Here is a 23,808-nt window from a genome sequence, read left to right as displayed (position 1 = left end):
CAGTGCACGGATGTGCCGGACGCGTCGGCGTGTACGAATGATGAACGGCCGGTCTGTGACCCCGCGTTCCGCGAACGCTGCCCCGTTCGGGTGAACTCTCCGGCCGTCACAGCCGCTTGACCCCCTTGATGCGGCCGACCCGGGCGGAGCGCACGCGGGCCTTGGCCTTCAGCGCGCCGAGGCCGCCGCGCTGGCTGCCGATGCGCAGGCCGGTGCCGGAGGAGAGCCATCCGGCGGAGATGTCGCCGGACTTGGCGGCGGGGCCGGACTCGACGAGCGGGTCGTTGTCGGCGCGGCGCGCCAGCCACATGATGGCGGGGACCACGAACGGGGCGAGCAGCAGGTCGTACAGGGCCGCCGAGATCAGCAGGCCGGGCAGGCCGACGTGGCGGGCGGCGGTGTCCCCGACGAGGGCGCCGACACCGGCGTAGAGCAGGGTGGAGCCGACGGCGGCGGCGACCACGACGGCCATCGGGCCGGTCGCCGACTTCAGGCGGCCGTTCTCCGGTTTGATGAGCCCGGCGAAGTAGCCGATGACGCACAGCACGAGCGCGTAGCGGCCGGCGGCGTGGTCGGCGGGCGGGGCCAGGTCCGCGAGGAGTCCGGCGCCGAAGCCGACGAGGGCGCCGCCGACGTGGCCGTACACCATGGCGAGGCCGAGGACGGTGAGCAGCAGCAGGTCGGGGACGGCACCCGGCAGGTGCAGGCGGGCGAGGACGCTCACCTGGATCACCAGGGCCACGACGACCAGAGCGCTGGAGAGCAGGATCCGGTTGAGACGCATGGGAAAGTCAGCTCCTACTGCTGCGCTTGCTGCTGGCCGTCGTTGGATGCGCCCGCCGAGGGGGACACCGTGACGGTCACCGTCGGCGTGGGGACGGGCTTCGGCTTGGTCGGAAGCACCGTGTCCCGCGGGTCCTTCTTCGGGGCCTCGACGACCACGCCGACGACGTCCAGCTTGGTGAAGCTGACGTACGGGGTGACGTAGAGGGTGCGGGTGAGGCCGCCGCCGGAGGGGTCGACCCGGGAGACGACACCGACCGGCACTCCCGGCACGAACGGCTTGTCGGCCTGCGAGCCGAAGGTGATGAGCCGGTCGCCCTTCTTCACCTCCGCCTTGCCGTTGAGCAGTTCGACGCGCAGCGGGCGGTCGCCCTGGCCGGAGGCGAAGCCGAGTTCGTCGCTGCCCTCCATACGGGTGCCGACGGTGAAGTCGGGGTCGTTGGCGAGGAGCACGGTGGCGGTGTCCGGGCCGACGGTGGTGACGCGGCCGACCAGCCCGTCGCCGTTCAGCACGGTCATGTCCCGCGCGAGCCCGTCGTTGGCGCCCGCGTCGATGGTGATGGTCCAGGAGAAGCCCTGGGCCGACCCGATGGCGATGACCTGGGCGCCCTTGATGCCGTACTGGCCCTCGCCGGCGATCTTCAGCATCTTGTCGAACTGCTGCAGGCGGCTGCGGTTGCGGTCGTCGCTGCCGAGCTTCGCCTTGAGGGCCGCGTTCTCCTTCTCCAGAACCGCGAGCCGGTCGTGGCGGCTGCCGGAGTCCCGGATCGCCGAGACGGCGTTGCCGACCGGGTCGACCGCGGAGGACAGTCCGTTCTCCACCGGGCCGAACACCGTGGCCGCGGCCTGCCGGGCGCCGTCGACCGGTGAGTTCCGGCCTCCTCGGATGTCCACCGTGATCAGCGCGAACGCGATGGCGATCAGCAGGACCAGGAGCAGCCGGCTCTCTTTCGTGTCCCTCACGTGCGGCGGCCGTGCCCTTCCTCGAGTAGGAATTCGGCGGGCCTTTCGGACGACGCGCAGGGTGCCGCGTGAACCGATCAGGCCCGGTCGGGGGAGCTTATGCCTCTATATCAACGATCCGCCGCACGAGAGGAGAACGTCTCGTACGGCGGAATCGAAGAGTTACGTCATCTGCGTGGCTGGGCGTCGAGGACCTGCTGCAGCGCCTCGAACTCCTCGACGCACTTGCCGGAGCCGAGCGCCACGCTGTCCAGCGGGTCCTCGGCGATGTGGATCGGCATGCCGGTCTCCCGCCGCAGCCGCTCGTCGAGCCCGCGCAGCAGGGCTCCGCCGCCGGTCAGAACGATTCCTCGGTCCATGATGTCGCCGGACAGCTCCGGCGGGCACTTGTCGAGGGTGGTCTTGACCGCGTCGACGATGGCGTTGACCGGCTCCTCGATCGCCTTGCGGACCTCGGCGGCCGAGATGACGACGGTCTTCGGCAGCCCGGACACCAGGTCCCGGCCGCGGACTTCGGTGTGCTCGTCGGCGTCGAGGTCGTACGCCGAACCGATCGTGATCTTGATCTGTTCCGCCGTGCGCTCACCCAGCAGAAGGCTGTACTCCTTCTTGATGTACTGGATGATCGCGTTGTCCAGTTCGTCGCCGGCGACGCGGATGGACTGGGCGGTCACGATGCCGCCGAGCGAGATGACCGCGACCTCGGTGGTGCCGCCGCCGATGTCCACCACCATGTTGCCGGTCGCCTCGTGGACCGGCAGACCGGAGCCGATGGCGGCCGCCATGGGCTCCTCGATGATGTGCACCTGGCGGGCACCGGCCTGGGAGGACGCCTCGATGACCGCGCGGCGCTCGACCCCCGTGATGCCCGAGGGCACGCAGACGACGACGCGCGGGCGCGCCAGGTACCGCCGCTTGTGGATCTTCAGGATGAAGTAGCGGAGCATCCGCTCGGTGATCTCGAAGTCGGCGATCACACCGTCCTTCAGCGGCCGCACGGCGACGATGTTGCCGGGCGTCCGGCCGATCATCTTCTTCGCTTCGGCACCGACCGCGAGGATCCCACCCGTGTTGGTGTTGATCGCGACGACGGACGGTTCGTTGAGTACGATCCCGCGACCCCTGACGTACACCAGCGTGTTGGCGGTCCCGAGGTCGACAGCCATGTCACGGCCGATGAACGACATTGAGTTCCCCATCCGGATTCATCTGGCTTTCCTGAGCTTCTGAGGGCATATCAGGTCGGCGAGGCGGGTGCTGTGACGTGAAGGCTTCCATCGTAGACGCGCCTGCACGAACACTGCGCGAGGGTCTCCGCCATTGTCACCAGATGGCGGGCCGCCTCGCTTGTGGAGACGGTCCATCGGAGGCAGACGTTCCCCCGATCGGCAAGGCATATGCCGAAGGACGGCCGAAAACGTACGGCCGTCCCTGGTCAGGCAGGGCGGCCCGAGCTGACGCCCGCTCAGGGGAATCGGCGGGAGAGCGGCTCGCCGCGGCTCACGCCCGGCCCGGGAAGAAGATCTTCACCTCGCGCTCGGCGGACTCCTCGGAGTCGGAGGCGTGGATCAGGTTCTCGCGGACGATCACACCGTAGTCACCGCGGATCGAACCGGGGGCGGCGGCGATCGGGTCGGTCGGGCCGGCCAGCTGGCGCAGGCCCTCGACGACCCGCTCACCCTCGACGATCAGGGCGACGACGGGGCCGGTGGTCATGAACTCGACCAGCGGCTCGTAGAAGGGCTTGCCGACGTGCTCGGCGTAGTGCTGCTCCAGCGTGGCCCGGTCCAGCGTGCGCAGCTCCAGCGCGGTGATCTGCCAGCCGGCCTTGCGCTCGATACGGCTGATGATCTCGCCGGTCAGGCCGCGACGGACGGCGTCGGGCTTGAGGAGGACGAGGGTGCGCTGGCTCACGGAGGGACTCCTTCTGACAGACGTCTGCGGTGGTGGCACGAGGCTACAGGGCGTGTCGGGGCGCCCGTCACGCAGCGTCAGGCGTGGAGGAGCCGGCCTCCGCCTGCGCGGCGAACCGGGCCTTCGCCTCGTCCACCTTCCGCCCGTAGTGCACGGACGCCCACCACAGTGCCGCGAAGATCGCACCCATGAAGTACATGGTCGGGATGACGACGCCGGAGGCGATCAGCGCGATCTGCAGGGCCCAGCCGAGGGCCACCCCGCCGGGGCGCGTCACCATGCCGCACAGCAGCAGGCACAGCAGCATGGCGATACCGCTGACCAGCCACACCGTGGAGGTGGACAGGTCAGGGTCCTTCATGGCGACGAGCCCGGCGAACCCGATGATGAAGAACTCGCCGATGAGTGTCGATGAACAGAGCGTACGCACGGAGGATCTCAGCCCTTCCCCAGCAGCAGCCGGGCCTCGCCGACGGTGATGACGGATCCGGTGACGAGGACGCCACCGCCCGCGAACTCGCCCTCCTCCTCGGCCAGCGTGATCGCGGCCTCCAGAGCGTCGGGCAGCCGCGGCTCGACCTGCACCCGCTCCTCGCCGAACACCTCGACGGCGATCGCGGCCAGCGCGTCCGCGTCCATGGCGCGGTGGCTGGAGTTCTGGGTGACGACGACCTCGGCGAAGATCGGCTCGAAGGCCTCGAGCAGCCCGCGCACGTTCTTGTCGCCGCTCGCGCCGACCACGCCGATCAGCCGGGTGAAGTCGAACGCCTCGCGGACGGCCTCCGCGGTGGCCGCGGCGCCCGCCGGATTGTGCGCCGCGTCCAGCACGACCGTCGGCGAGCGCCGTACGGTCTCCAGCCGGCCCGGCGAGGTCACGGCCGCGAAGGCCTTGCGGACGGTGTCGACGTCCAGCGGCTCCGCGCGCTGCGCGCCGACGCCGAAGAACGCCTCGACGGCGGCGAGCGCGACGGCCGCGTTGTGCGCCTGGTGGGCGCCGTGCAGCGGGAGGTACACCTCGGGGTACTCGCCGCCGAGGCCGCGCAGCGTGAGCAGCTGGCCGCCGACGGCGACCTGCCGGGCCACGACGCCGAACTCCAGGCCCTCTCGGGCCACGGTGGCGTCCACCTCGACGGCCTTCTTCAGCAGCACCTGCGCCGCGTCCACCGGCTGCTGGGCCAGGATGACGGTGGCGTCCTGCTTGATGATGCCGCTCTTCTCGGTGGCGATCTCCGCGTGTGTCCCGCCGAGCCGGTCGGTGTGGTCCAGGTCGATCGGGGTGACCACGGCGACATCGCCGTCGATCACGTTGGTGGCGTCCCAGGAACCGCCCATGCCGACCTCGACGACGGCGACGTCGACCGGCGCGTCGGCGAAGGCCGCGTAGGCCATGCCGGTGAGCACCTCGAAGAAGGACAGCCGGTACTCCTGGGCGGAGTCCACCATCTCCACGTACGGCTTGATGTCCTGGTACGTCTCGATGAACCGCTCGGCGGTGATCGGCGCGCCGTCCAGGCTGATCCGCTCGGTGATCGACTGCACGTGCGGGCTGGTGTAGCGGCCGGTGCGCAGCTCGAAGGCGCCGAGCAGGGCCTCGATCATGCGGGCGGTGGAGGTCTTGCCGTTCGTGCCCGTGATGTGGATGGACGGGTACGAGCGCTGCGGCTCGCCGAGGACGTCCATCAGCGCGGAGATCCTGCTGACCGAGGGCTCCAGCTTGGTCTCGCCCCAGCGGCCGGCCAGCTCCGTCTCGACCAAGCGCAGGGCCCTGTCGACCTCCGGGTCGTCGGGCCGCCCGGGCACGTCGGCGTGCGGCGCGCCGCCCTGCGTACGCAGGGTGCGGCTGCCGGCCTCGATCACCGCGAGATCGGGGTCGCGGGTGGTCTCCTCGGCGATGATCTCCTCGAAGCTGTCGAGGGGGTCGGGCTGGTCGTCTTCGTGCGGGAGGTCGCTCACGGGGCCAGTCTACGGAGCGGGGCGGGGGTGTGCGGCGCCGGTTCGGGGTGGCTGGAGGTGTCCCTTGCGTGCGGGTGCGTCGGGGGGCGGCCGTGGGGTGGCTGGTCGTCGCTGTTCCGTGCGGGTGCGTCGTGGCCGTCGCGCAGTTCCCCGCGCCCCTGGGCAGTGGGTGGCCGGTCGTGGTCGTCCAGTGCGGGTGCGTCGTGGGCCTCGCGCAGTTCCCCGCGCCCCTGGCGGGGTGGGTAGCTGGTCGTGGTCGTCCACAGTGCGGGTGCGTCGTGGGCCGTCGCGCAGTTCCCCGCGCCCCTGGCGGGGTGGGTGGCCGGTCGTGGCTATCCAGCGCGGGGGTGTTGTGGGTCGCGTTTTGCGGGTCCCTGGGGTGGGGGGCGGGGGCCCCGGAGTGGCGTGGCTCCGGGGCCCGGGGGCGGGTCAGGCCTGGGGCAGACGGTCCAGTTGGGACTGGATCCGGGTGATGTCCGCGTCCGCCTTGGTGAGGCGGGTGCGGATCTTGTCGATCACGTTCTCCGGGGCCTTGGCCAGGAACGCCTCGTTGCCGAGCTTGGCCGTGGCCTGGGCCTTCTCCTTCTCGGCCGCGGCGAGGTCCTTCGCGAGGCGCTTGCGCTCCGCGGCCACGTCGATCGTGCCGGAGAGGTCCAGGGCGACCTCCGCTCCGCCGACCGGGAGGGTGGCCGTGGCCGTGAAGGAGTCGCCTTCCGGCTGCAGCCGCAGCAGCTGGCGGATGGCCGCCTCGTGCGGGGCGAGGTCCGTGCCGTCCAGCGTCAGGCGGGCCGGGACCCGCTGGCCGGGCTGCAGGCCCTGGTCGGCGCGGAAGCGGCGGACCTCGGTGATGACGGACTGCAGGGTGGAGATCTCCCGCTCGGCCGCCGCGTCACGGAAGCCGCTGTCGGTCGGCCACTCGGCGATCACCAGCGACTCGCCGCCCGTCAGCGTCGTCCAGAGGGTCTCCGTGACGAACGGGACCACCGGGTGCAGCAGCTTCAGCGTGACGTCGAGGACCTCGCCCAGGACGCGCTTGCTCGCCTCGGCGGCCGCACCGCCCGCCTGGAACGTCGTCTTGGACAGCTCGACGTACCAGTCGAAGACCTCGTCCCACGCGAAGTGGAAGAGGGCGTCGGACAGCTTGGCGAACTGGTAGTCCTCGTAGTACGCGTCGACCTCGGCGATGACGGAGTTGAGGCGGGAGAGGATCCAGCGGTCGGTGGCCGACATGGCCGACGGGTCCGGCAGGGGCCCGTCCACCGTCGCGCCGTTCATCAGCGCGAAGCGGGTGGCGTTCCAGATCTTGTTGGCGAAGTTGCGGGAGCCCTGGACCCAGTCCTCGCCGATCGGGACGTCGACGCCCGGGTTGGCGCCGCGGGCCAGGGTGAAACGCAGGGCGTCGGAGCCGTACTTGTCCATCCAGTCCAGCGGGTTGACCGCGTTGCCGAAGGACTTCGACATCTTCTTGCCGAACTGGTCACGGACCATGCCGTGCAGGGCGATGGTGTGGAAGGGCGGGGTGCCGTCCATCGCGTACAGGCCGAACATCATCATCCGGGCGACCCAGAAGAAGAGGATGTCGTAGCCGGTGACCAGGACGGAGTTCGGGTAGAACTTCGCGAGCGACTCGGTCTGTTCGGGCCAGCCCAGGGTGGAGAAGGGCCACAGGCCGGAGGAGAACCAGGTGTCGAGGACGTCGGTGTCCTGGTGCCAGCCCTCGCCGGTGGGAGCCTCCTCGTCGGGGCCGACGCAGACGACCTCGCCGTTCGGGCCGTACCAGACCGGGATGCGGTGGCCCCACCACAACTGGCGCGAGATGCACCAGTCGTGGAGGTTGTCGACCCAGTCGAAGTACCGCTTCTCCATCTCCTGCGGGTGGATCTTGACCTTGCCGTCGCGGACGGCGTCGCCGGCGGCCTTGGCCAGCGGGCCGACCTTGACCCACCACTGCATGGACAGGCGGGGCTCGACGGTGGTCTTGCAGCGCGAGCAGTGGCCGACGGAGTGGACGTAGGGCCGCTTCTCGGCGACGATCCGGCCCTCGGCGCGCAGCGCGGCGACGATGGCGGAGCGCGCCTCCAGGCGGTCCATCCCCTGGAAGGGGCCGTGGACGGTGATGACGGCGTGCTCGTCCATCACGGTGATGGCGGGCAGGTCGTGCCGCCGGCCGATCTCGAAGTCGTTCGGGTCGTGGGCCGGGGTGACCTTGACGGCGCCGGTGCCGAACTCGGGGTCGACGTGCTCGTCGGCGACGACCGGGATGGAGCGGTCGGTCAGCGGGAGCCGGATGAGCTTGCCGACCAGGTGCCGGTAGCGCTCGTCGTCGGGGTGGACGGCGACGGCGGTGTCACCGAGCATCGTCTCGGCGCGGGTGGTGGCGACGACGATGGCGTCGTCCCCGTCGCCGTACTTCATGGAGACGAGCTCGCCGTCGTCGTCCTGGTACTCGACCTCGATGTCCGAGATCGCCGTCAGACAGCGGGGGCACCAGTTGATGATGCGTTCGGCGCGGTAGATCAGCTCGTCGTCGTAGAGCCGCTTGAAGATGGTCTGGACGGCCTGGGAGAGGCCCTCGTCCATGGTGAAGCGCTCGCGGGACCAGGCGACGCCGTCGCCGAGGCGGCGCATCTGGCCGCTGATCTGGCCGCCGGACTCGGCCTTCCACTGCCAGACGCGCTCGACGAAGGCCTCCCGGCCCAGGTCGTGGCGGGACTTGCCCTCCTTGCCCAGCTCGCGCTCGACGACGTTCTGCGTGGCGATGCCGGCGTGGTCCATGCCGGGCTGCCACAGCGTCTCGTAGCCCTGCATGCGCTTGCGGCGGGTCAGGGCGTCGATGAGGGTGTGCTCGAAGGCGTGGCCCAGGTGGAGCGAGCCCGTGACGTTCGGCGGCGGGATGACGATCGTGTACGGCGGCTTGTCGCTCTTCGCGTCCGCCTCGAAGTAACCCCGCTCCACCCAGCGCTCGTACAGCGGCCCCTCTACATCGGCCGGCGCGTACTGGGTCGGCAGTTCGTTCTCGGGCGCGGGTGGCTGCTGCTGAGCGTTCTCGGTCACGGGGGTCAGTTTAGAGGTGTCACGGGGCGGTCCCGAAACGCGTTTGTTCTGTAACGGTGAGACCCCCGGTGCCCTGAGCCCCCCTGGCCTGGGCCAGGATGTCAGGAACACATAAGCATCTGGAGGGGAACCCAGAAATGAGCAGCAACCAGCCGGGCCCGTACGGCGGCCCGCCCCAGCAGCCGGGCCCGTACGGCCAGCAGGGGCAGCCCGGACCGTACGGCCAGCAGGGCCCCCACGGCCAGGCGGGCCCCTACGGCCAGCAGCCGCAGGCTCCGCAGCCCGGCTACGGCTACCCCCAGCAGGCGCCCCCGGCCCCGCCGCAGCCCGGTTACGCCTACCCCCAGCAGGCCCCTGCGGCCCCGCCGCAGGGATACGGCTATCCGCAGCAGGGCGGCCCGCAGCAGCCGAACCCGTACGGGCAGCAGCCCTACGGCATGCCGCAGCCGCCGCAGCCGGCCGGGGGGAAGAAGAAGACCGGCCTGATCATCGGTGCGGTCGCCGTGGTGGCCGCGCTCGCGGTGGGTGCCTACTTCGTGATCGGCGGCAGCGGCACCGACGTCGCCGACGACGGCCCGCACAAGCTGACCACCCCGACCACGGTGATCGGCGGGACCTACAAGAAGGACCCCGGCTCGGGCTCGTCGGGCGGCTTCGACGACTCCGACCGCTCGGACTTCGAGAAGTGGGGCGTGAAGAACCCCACCGAGGTCAGCGCCTCCTACGGCAGCGGCACCGGGCTGACGAAGAAGGGCCTGTCCTTCAGCGGCGTGTACGGGACCATCGACGACCCCGAGGCGGTCGTCGACGCCATGTTCGCCAAGGCCAAGTCCGAGGCGGCCAAGGACAACGGCGGCTCGGAGACCAAGGGCAAGCTGGTCGGCAGCCCGGAGACGGTCCACCCCTCCGGCCTCTCGGGTGCTGTCATGAAGTGCCAGATCGCGCAGATCGACAGCGGCGGCTCGTCGTCCTCGTCGGCCGGGGTGCCGAAGACCATCAAGATGCCCGTGTGCATCTGGGGCGACCACAGCACCGTCGCCCTGGTGTCGTCGTTCAGCGTCGCCTCCATCGCCTCGGGCGACGGCGGCTCGATCGGCGACGCGGCCGATATCGCGGCCAAGCTCCGCACCGATGTGCGTGTGAAGGCCTGACGCCCGCAAAGGGACATGCGAAGGGGCCCCGGTCACTCGACCGGGGCCCCTTCGCATGTGCCGGGTGCTACGCCGTCTTCTGCTCCCCGGAGCCCCGGCCGCGGGCGTCGCGCGGGATCAGGGTCGGGTTGACGTTGGAGAGGACCACGTCGGCGGTGATGACCACGCGGGCGACGTCCTTGCGGGACGGGACCTCGTACATCACGCCCTGGAGGACCTCCTCCATGATGGCGCGCAGGCCGCGTGCGCCGGTCTGGCGGAGGATGGCCTGGTCGGCGATGGCCTCCAGCGCCTCGCGCTCGAAGTCCAACTCGACGCCGTCGAGTTCGAACAGCCGCTGGTACTGCTTGACCAGTGCGTTGCGGGGCTCGACCAGGATCTTCAGCAGGGCCTCGCGGTCCAGGTTGTGGACGCTCGTGATCACCGGGAGGCGGCCGATGAACTCGGGGATCATGCCGAACTTGACCAGGTCCTCCGGCATGACGTCCTCGAAGACGTCCTTGGCCTCGAGCTCGCGCTTGGACAGGATCGTCGCACCGAAGCCGATGCCCTTGGCGCCGGCCCGGGACTCGATGATCTTCTCCAGGCCCGCGAAGGCGCCGCCCACGATGAACAGGACGTTCGTCGTGTCGATCTGGATGAACTCCTGGTGGGGGTGCTTGCGGCCGCCCTGGGGCGGCACCGAGGCCGTGGTGCCCTCCAGGATCTTCAGCAGGGCCTGCTGCACGCCCTCGCCGCTGACGTCCCGCGTGATCGACGGGTTTTCGCTCTTACGGGCCACCTTGTCGATCTCGTCGATGTAGATGATGCCCGTCTCGGCCTTCTTGACGTCGTAGTCCGCCGCCTGGATGAGCTTCAGGAGGATGTTCTCGACGTCCTCGCCGACGTAGCCCGCCTCCGTCAGCGCCGTGGCGTCGGCGATGGCGAACGGGACGTTCAGCATGCGCGCCAGGGTCTGCGCGAGGAGGGTCTTGCCGGAGCCCGTGGGGCCCAGCAGGAGGATGTTGGACTTCGCCAGCTCGATGGCGTCGTCACGGCCGCTCCCGCCGCCGTTCTCGCCCGCCTGGACCCGCTTGTAGTGGTTGTACACCGCGACGGAGAGCGCCTTCTTGGCCGCTTCCTGGCCGACCACGTAGCCCTCGAGGAACTCGTAGATCTCGCGGGGCTTCGGCAGTTCCTCCCAGCGGACCTCACTGGTCTCGGCGAGCTCTTCCTCGATGATCTCGTTGCAGAGGTCGATGCACTCGTCGCAGATGTACACACCGGGCCCTGCGATGAGCTTCTTGACCTGCTTCTGGCTCTTGCCGCAGAACGAGCACTTGAGCAGATCGCCGCCGTCACCGATGCGTGCCACGGTGTGCTTCCCCTTCGCCTGGGAGACGACTGGACACTGAGGTCCAGCGGCTCCTGGTGCTGCCTTATGTCCGACGGTACCTTGCCGGGCCCGGTGTTCGGGCCCCCCTTGGCAGGGTTCACTTTGACGTGCACCGTGCCAAGAGGGGCGAAAAGTACGTCCTCCGGGGTCAGCGGACCTCGGAGTTGTTCAGCTTGCGGGTGGAGATGATCTGGTCGACGAGGCCGTACTGCAGCGCCTCCTCGGCCGTGAGGATCTTGTCGCGCTCGATGTCCTCGCGGATCTTCTCCAGCGGCTGGTTGGAGTGCTTCGCCAGCATGTCCTCCAGCTGCTCACGCATCCGGGTGAACTCCTTGGCGATGATCTCCAGGTCGGAGAGCTGACCGCGGCCCGTGGAACCGGCCGGCTGGTGGATCAGCACGCGGGAGTTCGGCAGGGCCATGCGCTTGCCCGGGGTGCCGGCGGCGAGCAGGATGGCCGCGGCGGAGGCGGCCTGGCCCATGCAGACCGTCTGGATGTCGGGCTTCACGAACTGCATGGTGTCGTAGATCGCCGTCAGGGCGGTCATGTCGCCACCGGGGCTGTTGATGTAGATCGAGATGTCCCGGTCCGGGTCCATCGACTCCAGGCACAGCAGCTGCGCCATGACGTCGTTGGCGGAGGCGTCGTCGATCTGGACACCCAGGAAGATCACGCGCTCCTCGAAGAGCTTCGCGTAGGGGTCGTACTCGCGGATGCCCTGGGAGGTGCGCTCGACGAAGCGCGGGATGACATAACGGCTGTCGGGGCGGGGCCCTTCGTACATGCCGCTGGCGGTGCCGGGGAAGTTGCTCATGGGGTGTTCACCGTCCTGGTGGCGTTCTGGGGGCTTCGGTCTCGGTGCGTGGCGTGGCCGGGCCGGTCAGGCACCGGTGCCGCCGCCTCCCGGAACACCCGAGGCGTGCGTGATGATCTCGTCGATGAGACCGTACTCCTTGGCCTCTTCCGGGGTGAACCAGCGGTCGCGGTCGCCGTCGCGGATGATGGCCTCGACCGTCTGGCCGGAGTGCTGGGCGGTCAGCTCGGACATGCGCTTCTTGGTGCGCAGCAGGTACTCGGCCTGGATCTTGATGTCCGACACCGTACCGCCGAGGCCCGCGGAGCCCTGGTGCATCATGATGTCCGCGTGCGGCAGCGCGAAGCGCTTGCCCGCGGCGCCGCCGGTGAGCAGGAACTGGCCCATCGAGGCGGCCATGCCCATCGCGATCGTGACCACGTCGTTCGGGATGTACTGCATGGTGTCGTAGATCGCCATGCCGGCCGTCACCGAGCCGCCGGGGCTGTTGATGTAGAGGTAGATGTCCTTGTCCGGATCAGCGGCAAGGAGCAGCAGCTGCGCGGTGATCTTGTTGGCGATGTCGTCGTCGACCTGCTGGCCGAGGAAGATGATCCGCTCGCCGAGCAGCCGGTTGTAGACCTGGTCGCCGAGGCCACCACCGATGGAAGGCTCGCCGGCGGCTGAGGGCATCAGATTCGTCACGTATCCACCTGCTCGTCTTACGACGGCGCCGGGCCGTCTCACGTCGTCCTGCCGGAGGCTTGGCGGGGGTGTCAGGAGACTCCCCTGCCCCCGTATTCATGGACCCTAACGCTCAGGTCCCTCCGGGGAATCCCGGAGATGGGAGTGTTCGCCGGGGGCGTAGCGCTCACGCGGGGAACCGGTGCGGTTACCGGGGGGTCGTGCGGTGGTCCGCGGACCGCGGGCGCGCCGAGGCCGTTCCCGCGGTTCCCGGCGCCCCTGGGGCCGGCTCACGCTCCCGTACGGCGGCCCGGCCGCGTGTCTCCGCCGGCCGGCTCCGACGGGCCGGCCCCGTGCCTCAGGGACCGCTCACGCCCCCGTACGACGGGCCGGCCCCGTGTCCCCGGGACCGCTCACTCACCGTACGACGGACGGGCCCCCGGGAGACACTCCCCCGGGGGCCCGTCCACGCTGTCAGAGGCGCCGTGGGGCGGCTCAGCCCTCGGCGTTCTCCTCGGAGGTCTCCGACGCCTCGGCGGCCTCGGTCTCCTCCTCCTCGTCGTCCAGGTCGATGACCTCGCCGTTGGTGTCCTTCACCGTGGCGGCCTCGACCACGACGGCCAGGGCCTTGCCGCGGGCGACCTCGCCGACCAGGAGCGGCACCTGGCCGCCCTCGACGACGGCCTGGGCGAACTGGTCGGGGGACATGCCGGAGGAGGCCGCACGCCGCATGAGGTGCTCGGTGAGCTCCTCCTGGTTGACGTTGAGGTTCTCCTTCTTCACCAGCTCGTCCAGGACGAACTGGGTCTTGATGCCCTTGACCGCGGCGTCACGGGTCTCGGTCTCGAACTCCTCGGCGGTCTTGCCCTGGATCTCCAGGTACTTGTCGAGGGTGAGGCCCATCTGGCCGAGCTGGTGGTGCTCCAGGTTGTGCTTGCGGGTGTTGACCTCGTCCTCGAGCAGCTTCTCGGGGACGGGGACCTCGACCAGCTCGAGGAGCTTCTCCAGGACGCGCTCCTGGGCCTGGGTGGCCTGGTCGAACTGCTTCATGTTCGCGAGGCGCTTGCGGCTGTCGGCCTTCAGCTCCTCCAGCGTGTCGAACTCGGAGGCGAGCTGCGCGAACTCGTCGTCCAGCTCGGGCAGTTCGCGGGCGGCGACCTGGGAGATCTTGACGGTCACCTCGGCCTCCTTGCCGGCGGCGGAGCCACCCTTCAGCTCGGAGGTGAAGGTGGCCTCCTCGCCGGCGGACTTGCCCTTGACGGCGTCGTCGATGCCGTCCAGCAGCTCACCGGAGCCGATGGTGTAGGAGACGCCGTCGGCGACGCCGTCCTCGAGGACCTCGCCGTCGACCTTGGCCTCCAGGTCGATGGTGACGACGTCCCCGTCCTCGGCGGCACGGTCGACCGGGGAGGTGGAGGCGAAGCGCTCGCGCAGCTGCTCGACCGACTTCTCGACGTCCTCGTCGGTGACCTCGACGGCGTCGACCTCTACCTCGATGCCGGAGTAGTCCGGGATCTGAAGGGCGGGACGGATGTCGACCTCGGCGGTGAAGTTCAGCGTCTCGCCGTCCTTCAGGTCCGTGATGTCGACCTCGGGCTGGCCCAGCGGGCTCAGCTCCGCCTCGTTGACCGCCTCGGTGTAGAACTTCGGAAGCGCGTCGTTGACGGCCTCCTCCAGCACCGCACCGCGGCCGAACCGCTGGTCGATGACGCGGGCCGGGATCTTGCCCTTGCGGAAGCCCTTCACCGTGACCTGCTGGTTGATCTTCTTGTACGCCGCGTCGAGGCTGTCCTTGAGCTCCTCGAAGGGCACCTCGACAGTGAGCCGAACCCGGGTCGGGTTCAGGGTCTCCACGGCGCTCTTCACGGTTCGGTCTCCTTGTGGCTGACTTCTCGGGTTCTACCGGAGCCTGACAGGTCCGGCGGATCTGGCCGCCCGGAGGAGTACATAGCCGTGAGGGCCGGGACACACGGGCGACCAGCTTGCATAGTAACCGCAGCCGGTCAGCGCCCCAAAAGGCGATCATCACGACATCGTGATCCGGTGGTCGGGGTGGCGGGATTTGAACCCACGGCCTTCCGCTCCCAAAGCGGACGCGCTACCAAGCTGCGCCACACCCCGTCTGGTGCGACACGTAGGGTACATGCCCCGGCCCGCCACGGCGGCCGTATTCGGAGGCAGCGGCCGGGCGCGGCGGTGACGCCGGCCGCACAGCCGGGCAACACGTTCGCCTCGGCGGCCGGCGACCCGCTACGATGCACTTCAGTGCCGCGGTCACGGACCTGCGGCGCATTGTTGCGGGCGTAGCTCAATGGTAGAGCACTAGTCTTCCAAACTAGCTACGCGGGTTCGATTCCCGTCGCCCGCTCCACACACCGAAGGCCCAGGTGAGAGGTTGCCTCCTCTCCCTGGGCCTTCGGCCGTTCCGGTGCCGGGGCCTTCGGCCGTTCCGGTGCCGGGGCCTTCGGCCGTTCCGGTCTCCCCGGACCTTGGGCCGTTCCGGTCTCTTCGGACCTTCTGCCGTTCCGGTGCCGGGGCCCTGCGCAGTTCCGGACGGTCGGCGTGCGCGTGCCGGGTGAGCGGTTCGTCGGCGCGGGCCCGGCGGGTCAGAACCTGATCGAGTTGATGGACTCCGCTATCGAGTTCAGGAACCGGCTGATGGACGGCGCCATGCCGGTCGAGGCGAGGAAGAAGCCGAAGAGGATCGCGACGATCGCCGGGCCCGCCTTGATGTTCCCCCCTCGGATCAGCACCACCAGGATGATCGCCAACAGCAGCACCACGGACAGTGAAATGGCCACACTGATCACACCCTCGGTCGGTCCGCTCTCCCGGCCCGGAGGTGCGGCCCACGCACCCCCGCCAGAACCATCGTGCCACCAACCCGGCTCCCTTATGCGGCCCATGACGCAACGTCGGGCCGGCGCCCGCTCGCGCGACGGCTCGCACATGAATACGAAGGGACACGCGGGCACTGAATCCACGCTCAATTCACGGAACTTCGTTTCAATATCCACGCATTGCACGGCCGACGATTCGAAGTACGTAACACCGAGACGTCGTATGCCCGAGTTAGTCTGGATTAATCGGTACATCCGGGATGAACGGACGACACCTGTGTGCCCATCATCACGCCGACGGAGGCGGCAAGTTCGGTGAATTTCCGGGTACTCGGACGCGATAACCAGAAATAACCGCGTGTGGTTTTACGTAATCCCGCAGCCGACGCTAGGGTGCCTGAGATGTTTGACGCCGCCCCGTCCCCCGGCCACGACCGCAGGCCCCTCCCCCCGGCACAGTCGCCGGCGCGTGGAGGGCCCGAACCGCGCACCCAGGCGGGTACGCAGGAGCCGCGGCAACAGGGCGCGAGACCCGGCACCGCGCGGGACCCGTTCTTCGACAACGCCAAGTACCTGGCCATCGTGCTGGTGGCGCTGGGGCACTCCTGGTCGGCGATCAAGACGGACAACCGGGTCCTCGAAGGCCTGTACAACGTCGTGTACACCTTCCACATGCCGGCGTTCATCATCATCTCCGGCTACTTCTCGCGCAGTTTCGACATGCGCCCGGACCGGCTGAAGCGGCTGATCACCGGGGTCGTGGTGCCGTATCTGCTGTTCCAGATCGCCTATTCGCTGTTCAGGCGCTACGCGGGCCACGCCGGCGACCCGATCAGCCTGGTCTCGCCGTACTACCTGACCTGGTTCCTGTGCGCGCTGTTCATCTGGCGGCTGACCACACCCGTCTGGAAGCTGGTGCGCTGGCCGCTGCCCGTCGCGCTCGGGATCGCCATGATCGGATCCGTCACCCGGGGGATCGACGACAACCTGGACCTCGGCCGCGTCCTGCAGTTCCTGCCCTGCTTCGTCCTCGGTCTGCTGCTGAAGCCCGAGCACTTCGCGCTGGTGCGCCGGCGCCGGGTGCGGATCCTGTCCGTACCGGTGTTCGCCGCGGCCCTGGCCATCGGCTGGTGGTCCGTACCGCACGTGGACGGCGGCTGGTTCTACCGGCAGTACTCGGCGCAGGATCTCGGGGCCCCCTGGTGGACCGGGCCGCTCATGACACTGGCGGTGTTCGGCTGCGCGGTGCTGCTGACCGCCTGCTTCCTCTCCTGGGTGCCGGGGCGCCGGACGTGGTTCACCGCGCTCGGCGCGGGCACGCTGTACGGCTACCTGCTGCACGGTTTCGTGGTCAAGACCACGGTGTACACGGGCGGGTTCGACCTGGCCCGGCGGCACGGGGCGGTCGGCGCGCTCGCCGTCACCGTCCTCGCGGCCGCCGCCGTCACCCTGCTGTGCACGCGGCCGGTGCAGCGTGTCTTCCGCTTCGCGATGGAACCGAAGCTGGAGTGGGCGTTCAAGCAGGACGCCGCCGAACTGGCCAGAGAGCGGCAGCGGAAGGAACCCGAACGCGAGAAGGCCGGCGCCGGCGTCTAGCCCGCGGCCGTCCAGCCCAGGCCGGGCGGTCGTCCGGCCCACACCCGGGCGCTCCGGTACAGCCCACGCCGGGCCGTCGTCCGGCCCACACCCGGGCGCTCCGGTACAGCCCACGCCGGGCCGTCGTCCGGCCCACACCCGGGCGCTCCGGTGCAGCCCACGCCGGGTCGTCGTCCGGCCCACGCCCGGGCGGGGGTCTAGCCGGCGTCCGGGCGGTCCAGGCCGAGCAGGGCACGCATGCGGGCGTACTTGCCGGTCAGCCGTTTCCCGGTCGCCTCGGGCAGGGCGGCCAGCCGGCCGGGGTCGGCGTTGTGCGCCAGGTCGGACTCCTTCACCAGCAGCGCGCCCGGGGTGGCGAGGATCCGGCGGGCGTACTCCTCCTGCTCCTCCCCCGGCCGCTTGGTGAGGGCGTCCACGATGGCCTTGGTGCGCGGGGTCAGCGCCGCCGCGGCCAGCCACTCCCGGGTGAGTGCGGCGTCCTCCACGGAGTCGTGCAGCCAGGCCGCCGCGATCTGTTCCGCGTCACCGCCACGGGCCCGGACGCCCTCGGCGACGGCCGCGAGATGCTCGGCGTACGGCCGTCCCGCCTTGTCCGTCTGCCCCGCGTGGGCGGCGCGCGCGACGGCCTCGACCTCGGCGAGGGTGAGGGGCGGTGCGGTCCCGGCGTCCTGCTCCGTCATCCGTTCGGCGTCCTCTCGCTCCGCGACGGCCTCGACCTCGATCTCGGCCTCCACCTTGATCTTGACCTCGACCTCGACCTCGACCTCCACCTCGACCTCGACCTCGACGAGCGTGAGGGGCGGTGCGGTCCCGACGTCTCCCCGTCTCCCCGTCTCCCCGTCTCCCCGTCCCGTCCGTTCGGCGTCCCCTCGCTCCGTGGAACCCATGGAACCCATGGGGTCAGCGGCCGTTCCCCGTTGCCTGGCGGCAGATGAGCAGCAGGGCGCGGTCGTCGTTGACGTCCTTCGCGACCGCCTCGATGAGGTGCCAGGCGGCGCCGTGGAAGCCGCCGGCGACATAGCGGTCGGCCTCGCCGGTGAGGCGGTCGATGCCCTCGACGATGTCCCGGTCGGAGGTCTCCACCAGGCCGTCCGTGAACAGCATCAGCACGTCGCCGGGGCGCAGCGAGCCCTTCACGGAGTCGAACTGGGCGCCGTCGTACACCCCCAGCAGCGGCCCCTCGGCGGCCTTCTCCTCCCAGCGTCCGCTGCCCGCGCTGAGCTGGAGGCCGGGCGGATGACCGGCGGAGTACAGCTCGTAGTCGCCGGAGTCGAGGTCCAGGACGAGGTGGATGGAGGTGGCGAAGCCCTCGTCCCACTCCTGGCGGAGCAGGTAGCCGTTGGCGGCCGGGAGGAAGGCGTGCGGCGGGAGGGAGCCGAGGAGGCCGCCGAAGGCACCGGACAGCAGCAGGGCGCGCGAGCCCGCGTCCATGCCCTTGCCGGACACGTCCGTGAGCACGACCTCCAGGGTGCGGCCGCCGTTCGTGCGGGCCGCGACGACGAAGTCGCCGGAGAAGGACTGCCCGCCGGCCGGCCGCAGCGCCATCTCGTGGTGCCAGCCCGGCGGCAGCTTCGGCAGCTTGCTCTGCACCCGGATCCGCTCGCGCAGGTCGAAGAGCATGGTGCCGCCGCGCCGCCAGGGCACTCCGACCCGGCTGCGGAACTGCGCGGTCAGCAGCCCGAAGAAGCCGCACGCCGCCACCACCAGGACCAGGCCGGGGGTGACCCGCGAGGGGCCCTCGGTGTACGGGCCGAGCCGCACCGACTCCACGATCAGCGCGGTGGCCGCCGCCGCGTACAGGCCGAGCAGGCTGGCCGGCCGCAGCAGGAGGCCGCCCGCGACGATCGGCAGGACGAGGGTGGCCGGTGAACACCACACCGCGTTGCCGAGGGTCATGGCGGCGAGGACCGGGATCGTCAGCAGCAGCCCGGCGAACGCGATCCAGTCCGAACCGTCGCCGCGGAAGTAGTCCACGGCGCTTCTGCGCAGGGCGATGCGGGCCCGGTGCCACTTCATCTTCCACCGCGCCGCGAACGTATCGGCCTTCGCGCGCCGCACTCGTCCTGCTGCCATTAGTTCGCGACCCTATCCATCGGACCGGCCCCTTGGCACGGGTGGTCCCACTTGTCCCCCGTGCGGGGCTCGCTGCGCCGTGCCTCCCGGCCTCCCGGAAATTCGCTGGCTCGTCCCGCTATGCCCTGGTAGGCATGGCTCATGGGCACTGAGCACGGCACCGAGTTGAAGACGCTGCGCCCGGAGGAGTTCGACCGGTGGTGGGACCACCTGGTCCGCGCCTTCGGCGGCGGTGCGACCCCGGCCGAGGAACGCGAACTGGACAGATCCCTCACCGAGTTCGACCGGTCCCTCGCCGTCTGGGACGCGGACACGCTCGTCGGTACGTCGGCGGCCTTCAGCTTCCGGATGACCGTGCCGGGCGGTGCCGTGCTGCCCACGGCCGGGGTGACCATGGTCAGCGTGGCCGCGACGCACCGGCGGCGCGGAGTGCTGACGTCGATGATGCGGCGGTTGCTGGACGACGCGCGCGCCAAGGGTGAGCCGCTCGCGGCGCTCCTCGCCTCCGAGCCCGCGATCTACGGCCGGTTCGGGTTCGGCACGGCGACCCTGCAGCTCGACGCTGAGATCGATACCGGCCGGGTCACCCTGACGCTGCCGCCGGGCACCGAGGAGGTCCGCGTGCGCTACGCACCGCCGGCGGACGTCCTGAAGGAGTGCGAGGCCGTGTACGCGACCCTGGTGCCCCGCCGCCCCGGCATGCTGGCCCGGCAGCCCGGCTGGGAGCAGGCCGCCCTGCTGGACCCGGAGAGCGAGCGCGAGGGTGCCTCGGCGCTGCAGTGTGTGGTCGCGGAGCGGGACGGCGAGGTCACCGGGTACACGCGCTTCCGCACCAAGATGGGCTGGGGTCCCGGCGGACACGACGGCACGGTGACCCTGGAGGATCTGGCCGGGCTCGATCCGGCGACCGAGGGCGCGCTGTGGCGTTTCCTGTTCGGCATCGACCTGATGACGAAGCTGTCGTTGCGGGGGCGGCCGGTCGACGAGCCGTGGCAGCACCTGGTCTCCGACATCCGGCGGTGCGGGCGCCGGCTCCGGGACGCCGGGTACGTCCGTCTCGTGGACGTGGGCGCGGCCCTGGCGGCGCGTACGTATCAGACGCCCGTGGCCGTCGTGTTGGAGGTGGAGGACGTCTTCTGCCCCTGGAACGCGGGGCGTTGGCGGCTGACCGGCGACGCCCGGGGCGCGTCCTGCGAGCGCACGTCCGACGCGGCCGATCTCGCCCTGCCGGTGGGCGGGTTGGCGGCGGCGTACCTCGGCGGGGTGAGCCTGCTGTCGCTCGCGGCGGCCGGGCGGGTGCGGGAGCTGCGGCCGGGTGCTCTGACGGAGGCGTCGGTGGCCTTCGGCTCCCCGGTGGCGCCGTGGCTGCCGCACGGCTTCTAGGTGTATGACCCGCAGGGTTGTTCACACGGCTGATCGGTGGCCGGCCGCCCGGGTGGGGAGGCGAGCCGCCGGAAGGACCCCGGCGCCGGTTCAGGGCCGCTGGCAGGTGGGGCACCAGAAGAGGTTGCGGGCGGCGAGACCGGCGGTGCGGATCTCGTCGCCGCAGATGTGGCAGGGCTGGGCGGCGCGGCGGTAGACGTACACCTCGCCGCCGTGGTCGTCCACCCGCGGCGGGCGGCCCATCGCCCGCGGGGTGTGCTCGGGTCGTACGGTGTCGATCCGGTTGTCGCGGACCCCTTCGCGCATCAGCTCGACGAGGTCGGCCCACACGGCGGCCCACTCGGCCGGGGTGATGTCCCGGCCCGCGCGGTAGGGGTCGATGCCGTGCCGGAAGAGGACCTCGGCGCGGTAGACGTTGCCGACGCCGGCCACGATCTTCTGGTCCATGAGCAGCGCGGCGATCGTCGTACGGCTGCGGGAGATCCTGCGGTAGGCGGTGTCCGGGTCGGCGTCGTCGCGCAGCGGGTCGGGGCCGAGCCGGTCGTGCACGGCCCGCTTCCCGGCGTCCGTGATCAGGGCGCAGGTCGTGGGACCGCGCAGGTCGGCGTAGGAGGTGCCGGTCGCGAGCCGGAGCCGGACGGTGTCGGTCGGCGGGGGCGCCGGGGCGTCCCCGAAGCCGACCTTGCCGAAGAGACCGAGGTGGATGTGGACCCAGTCGGCGTCCCGGAAACGCAGGAAGAGATGTTTGCCGTGGGCCTCGGTGGCCGTGAGCACGGCGCCGTCCAGCAGGTCCGCGGCGTCGGAGAACTTGCCCTGGGGGCTGGTGACGCGGGGCGCCGTGCCCAGGAAGCGGGCGGCGTAGTCCTGTGCCAGCCGGTGGATCGTGTGCCCCTCTGGCACGGTGTTCCTGTTCCTTCCAGCCCCAGGGGGAGGCTCAGTCCTGCTGCGGGTGGTGGGCCGGGATCGGGGGCAGCTCGCCGGTCGCCTCATATGCGGACAGCATGTCGATGCGGCGGATGTGGCGCTCGTCACCGGAGAACGGGGTGCTGAGGAAGACCTCGACGAACTTGGTCGCCTCCTGCGTGCTGTGCATGCGCGCACCCACGGCCACCACGTTGGCGTCGTTGTGCTGCCGGCCGAGCGAGGCGGTCTCCTCGCTCCAGGCCAGGGCCGCCCGCACGCCCTTCACCTTGTTCGCGGCGATCTGCTCGCCGTTGCCGGAGCCGCCGATCACGACACCGAGTCCGTCCGGGTCCGCGGCGGCCTTCTCGGCGGCCCGCAGGCAGAAGGGCGGGTAGTCGTCCTGGGCGTCGTAGACGTGCGGTCCGCAGTCGACGGGCTCGTGCCCGGCGGCCTTGAGCCACTCGACGAGGTGGTTCTTGAGTTCGTAGCCCGCATGGTCCGAGCCGAGGTACACGCGCATGCCACGAGTGTGACACGCCCGCACCGGGGCAGCAGCTCCGGGTACCGGCCCCCGCAGCCCCGGGTGCCTGCGCCGGAAATGTGAGCCAGGCCATTGAAGCTCAAGGGAACCTCAAGTAACAATCTGGAATCAGAGGTTCCCCAATCGATTCGCCTCAGATTCACTGGACCGCCTCGTACACCGCTCGTGCGAGGCCCCGTACACCGCCGTACCACGGCGCCCGCCGCGTACGGGAAACGCTCCACCGGCGCAAAGGAAATCCGTCCCATGACCCCTGGTTCCGGACTTCAAGCAGGTCTCAAGAACCGTCACCTGTCGATGATCGCCATCGGTGGTGTGATCGGTGCCGGACTCTTCGTAGGCTCGAGCACCGGCATCGCCACCGCCGGTCCCGGCATCCTCCTGTCGTACGCCCTCGTCGGCACGCTCGTCGTGCTGGTGATGCGGATGCTGGGCGAGATGTCCGCCGCGAACCCCACCTCCGGCTCCTTCTCCGCCCACGCCGACCGCGCGCTCGGCAGCTGGGCCGGATTCTCCATCGGCTGGCTGTACTGGTTCTTCTGGGTCGTCGTGCTCGCCGTCGAGGCGACCGCCGGTGCCAAGATCCTCGAAGGCTGGGTCCCGGCCGTCCCGCAGTGGGGCTGGGCGCTGATCGTGATGTTCGTGCTGACCGCCACCAACCTGGTCTCCGTCGGCTCCTACGGCGAGTTCGAGTTCTGGTTCGCCGGCATCAAGGTGGTGGCGATCGGCGCGTTCATCGTCATCGGCCTGCTCGCCGTCTTCGGCGTCCTGCCGGGTGCCCACACCGACCAGGCGAGCTTCGGCAACCTGACCGGTCACGGCGGTTTCCTGCCACACGGTCCGGGCGCGATCCTCACCGGTGTGCTGCTGGTCGTCTTCTCCTTCATGGGCAGTGAGATCGCCACCCTGGCGGCCGGCGAGTCGGAGAACCCGCAGCGCGCGGTCACCAAGTCGACCAACAGCATCATCTGGCGTATCGGCGTCTTCTACCTCGGCTCGATCCTCGTCGTGGTCTCGCTGGTCCCGTGGAACGACCCGGCCATCGCCAAGGACGGCTCCTACGTCGCCGCGCTGAACTCCCTGGGCATCGCGCACGCCGGCGAGATCATGAACGTCATCGTGCTGACCTCGGTGCTGTCGTGCCTCAACTCCGGCCTGTACACGGCCTCCCGGATGGCGTTCTCGCTCGGCCAGCGCGGTGACGCCCCGAAGGCCTTCGCCCGGACCACCTCCCGCGGTGTGCCGATGACGGCGATCCTGGCCTCGGTCGTCTTCGGTTTCGTGGCGGTGTTCTTCAACTACAAGTTCCCGGACACCGTCTTCCTGTTCCTGCTCAACTCCAGTGGCGCCGTGGCCCTGTTCGTCTGGCTGGCGATCTGCTTCTCGCAGCTGCGGATGCGCAGGATCATCCAGCGCGAGGCGCCGGAGAAGCTCGTCGTGAAGATGTGGCTGTACCCGTACCTGACCTGGGCCACGGCCGCGCTGATCGTGTTCGTCCTCGGTTACATGCTCACCGACACGGAGGGCCCGAGCAGCGGCCGCAAGACCGTGCTGCTGTCGCTGGCGGTGGCCGCGATCGTGATCGCCATCGCCTTCGTGAAGCAGAAGGTGACGGCGGGCCGCGCGGCCGAGGCGCCCGCGGTCGAGGCGCCCGACAAGGTCCCCACGGCCTGACCGGCACTCCTCTTCCGGCTCACCGCAGAAGCACCGGGGCCGCATGGTCCGACGGTTCAGCGCGGCCCAAGGGGCCCCCGGGGTGGCCCGCGGGGGGGGGGCGGGGGGGGGGCAGGTGGGGGGCGTGA

At 70.2% G+C, this 23,808-nt stretch carries 20 protein-coding genes and 2 tRNA genes; 5 read left to right on the top strand and 17 right to left on the bottom strand.

What is annotated here, in order from left to right; genetic code table 11:
* Positions 1 to 106: 106 nt before the first annotated feature.
* The 7 genes from mreD to ABVB68_RS29395 form a co-directional block, all read right to left on the bottom strand.
* Positions 107 to 784 (bottom strand): rod shape-determining protein MreD, encoded by a 678-nt coding sequence (mreD, locus tag ABVB68_RS29425; RefSeq protein ID WP_353604208.1) that lies wholly within the window; start codon positions 782 to 784, stop codon positions 107 to 109.
* 14 nt (positions 785 to 798) lie between these two features.
* Complete coding sequence (gene mreC / locus ABVB68_RS29420; protein ID WP_353604207.1) at positions 799 to 1,746, bottom strand: rod shape-determining protein MreC; 948 nt, start codon at positions 1,744 to 1,746, stop codon at positions 799 to 801.
* Positions 1,747 to 1,913: 167 nt separating this feature from the next.
* A complete protein-coding gene (locus tag ABVB68_RS29415) occupies positions 1,914 to 2,933 on the bottom strand; it encodes a rod shape-determining protein (protein WP_031158632.1) in 1,020 nt (339 codons plus the stop codon).
* Between the two features lie 313 nt (positions 2,934 to 3,246).
* Positions 3,247 to 3,660 carry a nucleoside-diphosphate kinase gene (gene ndk / locus ABVB68_RS29410; protein ID WP_353604206.1) on the bottom strand — a complete coding sequence of 138 codons (414 nt, stop codon included), beginning with the start codon at positions 3,658 to 3,660 and terminating at the stop codon, positions 3,247 to 3,249.
* Positions 3,661 to 3,727: 67 nt separating this feature from the next.
* Positions 3,728 to 4,090: a DUF4233 domain-containing protein gene (locus tag ABVB68_RS29405; protein WP_353604205.1), complete on the bottom strand. Its 363-nt coding sequence runs from the start codon at positions 4,088 to 4,090 to the stop codon at positions 3,728 to 3,730.
* A gap of 8 nt (positions 4,091 to 4,098) precedes the next feature.
* Positions 4,099 to 5,613 (bottom strand): bifunctional tetrahydrofolate synthase/dihydrofolate synthase, encoded by a 1,515-nt coding sequence (gene folC, locus ABVB68_RS29400; protein WP_353604204.1) that lies wholly within the window; start codon positions 5,611 to 5,613, stop codon positions 4,099 to 4,101.
* 429 nt (positions 5,614 to 6,042) lie between these two features.
* Entirely contained in the window at positions 6,043 to 8,667 is a 2,625-nt protein-coding gene (locus tag ABVB68_RS29395; RefSeq protein WP_353604203.1) for a valine--tRNA ligase, read from the bottom strand.
* Positions 8,668 to 8,804: 137 nt separating this feature from the next.
* Here ABVB68_RS29395 and ABVB68_RS29390 point away from each other — a divergent pair, with 137 nt between their 5' ends.
* Positions 8,805 to 9,818: a hypothetical protein gene (locus tag ABVB68_RS29390; protein ID WP_353604202.1), complete on the top strand. Its 1,014-nt coding sequence runs from the start codon at positions 8,805 to 8,807 to the stop codon at positions 9,816 to 9,818.
* A 67-nt stretch (positions 9,819 to 9,885) separates the two neighbouring features.
* Here ABVB68_RS29390 and clpX read toward each other — a convergent pair whose 3' ends face one another.
* The 5 genes from clpX to ABVB68_RS29365 form a co-directional block, all read right to left on the bottom strand.
* Complete coding sequence (gene clpX, locus ABVB68_RS29385) at positions 9,886 to 11,172, bottom strand: ATP-dependent Clp protease ATP-binding subunit ClpX (protein WP_353604201.1); 1,287 nt, start codon at positions 11,170 to 11,172, stop codon at positions 9,886 to 9,888.
* Positions 11,173 to 11,341: 169 nt separating this feature from the next.
* Complete coding sequence (locus ABVB68_RS29380; RefSeq protein WP_353604200.1) at positions 11,342 to 12,007, bottom strand: ATP-dependent Clp protease proteolytic subunit; 666 nt, start codon at positions 12,005 to 12,007, stop codon at positions 11,342 to 11,344.
* A gap of 66 nt (positions 12,008 to 12,073) precedes the next feature.
* Positions 12,074 to 12,679, bottom strand: a complete 606-nt coding sequence (locus ABVB68_RS29375) for an ATP-dependent Clp protease proteolytic subunit (protein ID WP_018545112.1) — start codon at positions 12,677 to 12,679, stop codon at positions 12,074 to 12,076.
* A 486-nt stretch (positions 12,680 to 13,165) separates the two neighbouring features.
* Entirely contained in the window at positions 13,166 to 14,536 is a 1,371-nt protein-coding gene (gene tig / locus ABVB68_RS29370) for a trigger factor (RefSeq protein WP_353604199.1), read from the bottom strand.
* Between the two features lie 178 nt (positions 14,537 to 14,714).
* Positions 14,715 to 14,791: transfer RNA gene (locus ABVB68_RS29365), tRNA-Pro, on the bottom strand.
* Between the two features lie 176 nt (positions 14,792 to 14,967).
* On the opposite strand from ABVB68_RS29365, the gene ABVB68_RS29360 reads away from it, so the two are divergent.
* Positions 14,968 to 15,041, top strand: a tRNA-Gly gene (locus ABVB68_RS29360).
* 235 nt (positions 15,042 to 15,276) lie between these two features.
* On the opposite strand, the gene ABVB68_RS29355 is transcribed toward ABVB68_RS29360, so the two are convergent.
* On the bottom strand, positions 15,277 to 15,471 hold the full coding sequence (locus ABVB68_RS29355) for a hypothetical protein (protein WP_184959728.1): 195 nt from the start codon (positions 15,469 to 15,471) through the stop codon (positions 15,277 to 15,279).
* Positions 15,472 to 15,912: 441 nt separating this feature from the next.
* Here ABVB68_RS29355 and ABVB68_RS29350 point away from each other — a divergent pair, with 441 nt between their 5' ends.
* Positions 15,913 to 17,106 carry an acyltransferase family protein gene (locus tag ABVB68_RS29350; protein WP_353604198.1) on the top strand — a complete coding sequence of 398 codons (1,194 nt, stop codon included), beginning with the start codon at positions 15,913 to 15,915 and terminating at the stop codon, positions 17,104 to 17,106.
* Positions 17,107 to 17,303: 197 nt separating this feature from the next.
* Here the strand turns inward: ABVB68_RS29350 and ABVB68_RS29345 are convergent, their stop codons facing one another.
* Together ABVB68_RS29345 and ABVB68_RS29340 are read right to left on the bottom strand one after the other, a co-directional pair.
* Entirely contained in the window at positions 17,304 to 17,786 is a 483-nt protein-coding gene (locus ABVB68_RS29345) for an HD domain-containing protein (protein ID WP_353604251.1), read from the bottom strand.
* Positions 17,787 to 18,006: 220 nt separating this feature from the next.
* Positions 18,007 to 19,179: a SpoIIE family protein phosphatase gene (locus tag ABVB68_RS29340; protein WP_353604197.1), complete on the bottom strand. Its 1,173-nt coding sequence runs from the start codon at positions 19,177 to 19,179 to the stop codon at positions 18,007 to 18,009.
* A gap of 141 nt (positions 19,180 to 19,320) precedes the next feature.
* On the opposite strand from ABVB68_RS29340, the gene ABVB68_RS29335 reads away from it, so the two are divergent.
* The gene (locus tag ABVB68_RS29335) at positions 19,321 to 20,562 is read left to right on the top strand and encodes a GNAT family N-acetyltransferase (RefSeq protein WP_353604196.1); all 1,242 of its coding nucleotides are present in this window, start codon (positions 19,321 to 19,323) and stop codon (positions 20,560 to 20,562) included.
* A gap of 90 nt (positions 20,563 to 20,652) precedes the next feature.
* Here ABVB68_RS29335 and ABVB68_RS29330 read toward each other — a convergent pair whose 3' ends face one another.
* The gene (locus ABVB68_RS29330; protein ID WP_353604195.1) at positions 20,653 to 21,462 is read right to left on the bottom strand and encodes an Fpg/Nei family DNA glycosylase; all 810 of its coding nucleotides are present in this window, start codon (positions 21,460 to 21,462) and stop codon (positions 20,653 to 20,655) included.
* A 34-nt stretch (positions 21,463 to 21,496) separates the two neighbouring features.
* A complete protein-coding gene (locus ABVB68_RS29325; RefSeq protein ID WP_353604194.1) occupies positions 21,497 to 21,985 on the bottom strand; it encodes a ribose-5-phosphate isomerase in 489 nt (162 codons plus the stop codon).
* Between the two features lie 267 nt (positions 21,986 to 22,252).
* On the opposite strand from ABVB68_RS29325, the gene ABVB68_RS29320 reads away from it, so the two are divergent.
* The gene (locus ABVB68_RS29320) at positions 22,253 to 23,680 is read left to right on the top strand and encodes an amino acid permease (protein ID WP_353604193.1); all 1,428 of its coding nucleotides are present in this window, start codon (positions 22,253 to 22,255) and stop codon (positions 23,678 to 23,680) included.
* Positions 23,681 to 23,808 lie beyond the last annotated feature (128 nt).

The organism is Streptomyces sp. NPDC096012 (assembly GCF_040426375.1).
Taxonomy (GTDB): Bacteria; Actinomycetota; Actinomycetes; order Streptomycetales; family Streptomycetaceae; genus Streptomyces.
Note: the sequence above shows the minus strand (reverse complement) of the source record. Positions and strands in the feature narration are given on the sequence as shown.

Coding starts and splice junctions, on each gene's coding strand:
- mreD (WP_353604208.1), bottom strand. CDS start 784: ATGCGTCTCAACCGGATCCTGCTCTCCAGCGCTCTGGTCGTCGTGGCC.
- ABVB68_RS29415 (WP_031158632.1), bottom strand. CDS start 2,933: ATGTCGTTCATCGGCCGTGACATGGCTGTCGACCTCGGGACCGCCAAC.
- ABVB68_RS29390 (WP_353604202.1), top strand. CDS start 8,805: ATGAGCAGCAACCAGCCGGGCCCGTACGGCGGCCCGCCCCAGCAGCCG.
- ABVB68_RS29380 (WP_353604200.1), bottom strand. CDS start 12,007: ATGAGCAACTTCCCCGGCACCGCCAGCGGCATGTACGAAGGGCCCCGC.
- ABVB68_RS29375 (WP_018545112.1), bottom strand. CDS start 12,679: ATGCCCTCAGCCGCCGGCGAGCCTTCCATCGGTGGTGGCCTCGGCGAC.
- ABVB68_RS29350 (WP_353604198.1), top strand. CDS start 15,913: ATGTTTGACGCCGCCCCGTCCCCCGGCCACGACCGCAGGCCCCTCCCC.
- ABVB68_RS29345 (WP_353604251.1), bottom strand. CDS start 17,786: ATGACGGAGCAGGACGCCGGGACCGCACCGCCCCTCACCCTCGCCGAG.
- ABVB68_RS29340 (WP_353604197.1), bottom strand. CDS start 19,179: ATGGCAGCAGGACGAGTGCGGCGCGCGAAGGCCGATACGTTCGCGGCG.
- ABVB68_RS29335 (WP_353604196.1), top strand. CDS start 19,321: ATGGGCACTGAGCACGGCACCGAGTTGAAGACGCTGCGCCCGGAGGAG.
- ABVB68_RS29325 (WP_353604194.1), bottom strand. CDS start 21,985: ATGCGCGTGTACCTCGGCTCGGACCATGCGGGCTACGAACTCAAGAAC.
- ABVB68_RS29320 (WP_353604193.1), top strand. CDS start 22,253: ATGACCCCTGGTTCCGGACTTCAAGCAGGTCTCAAGAACCGTCACCTG.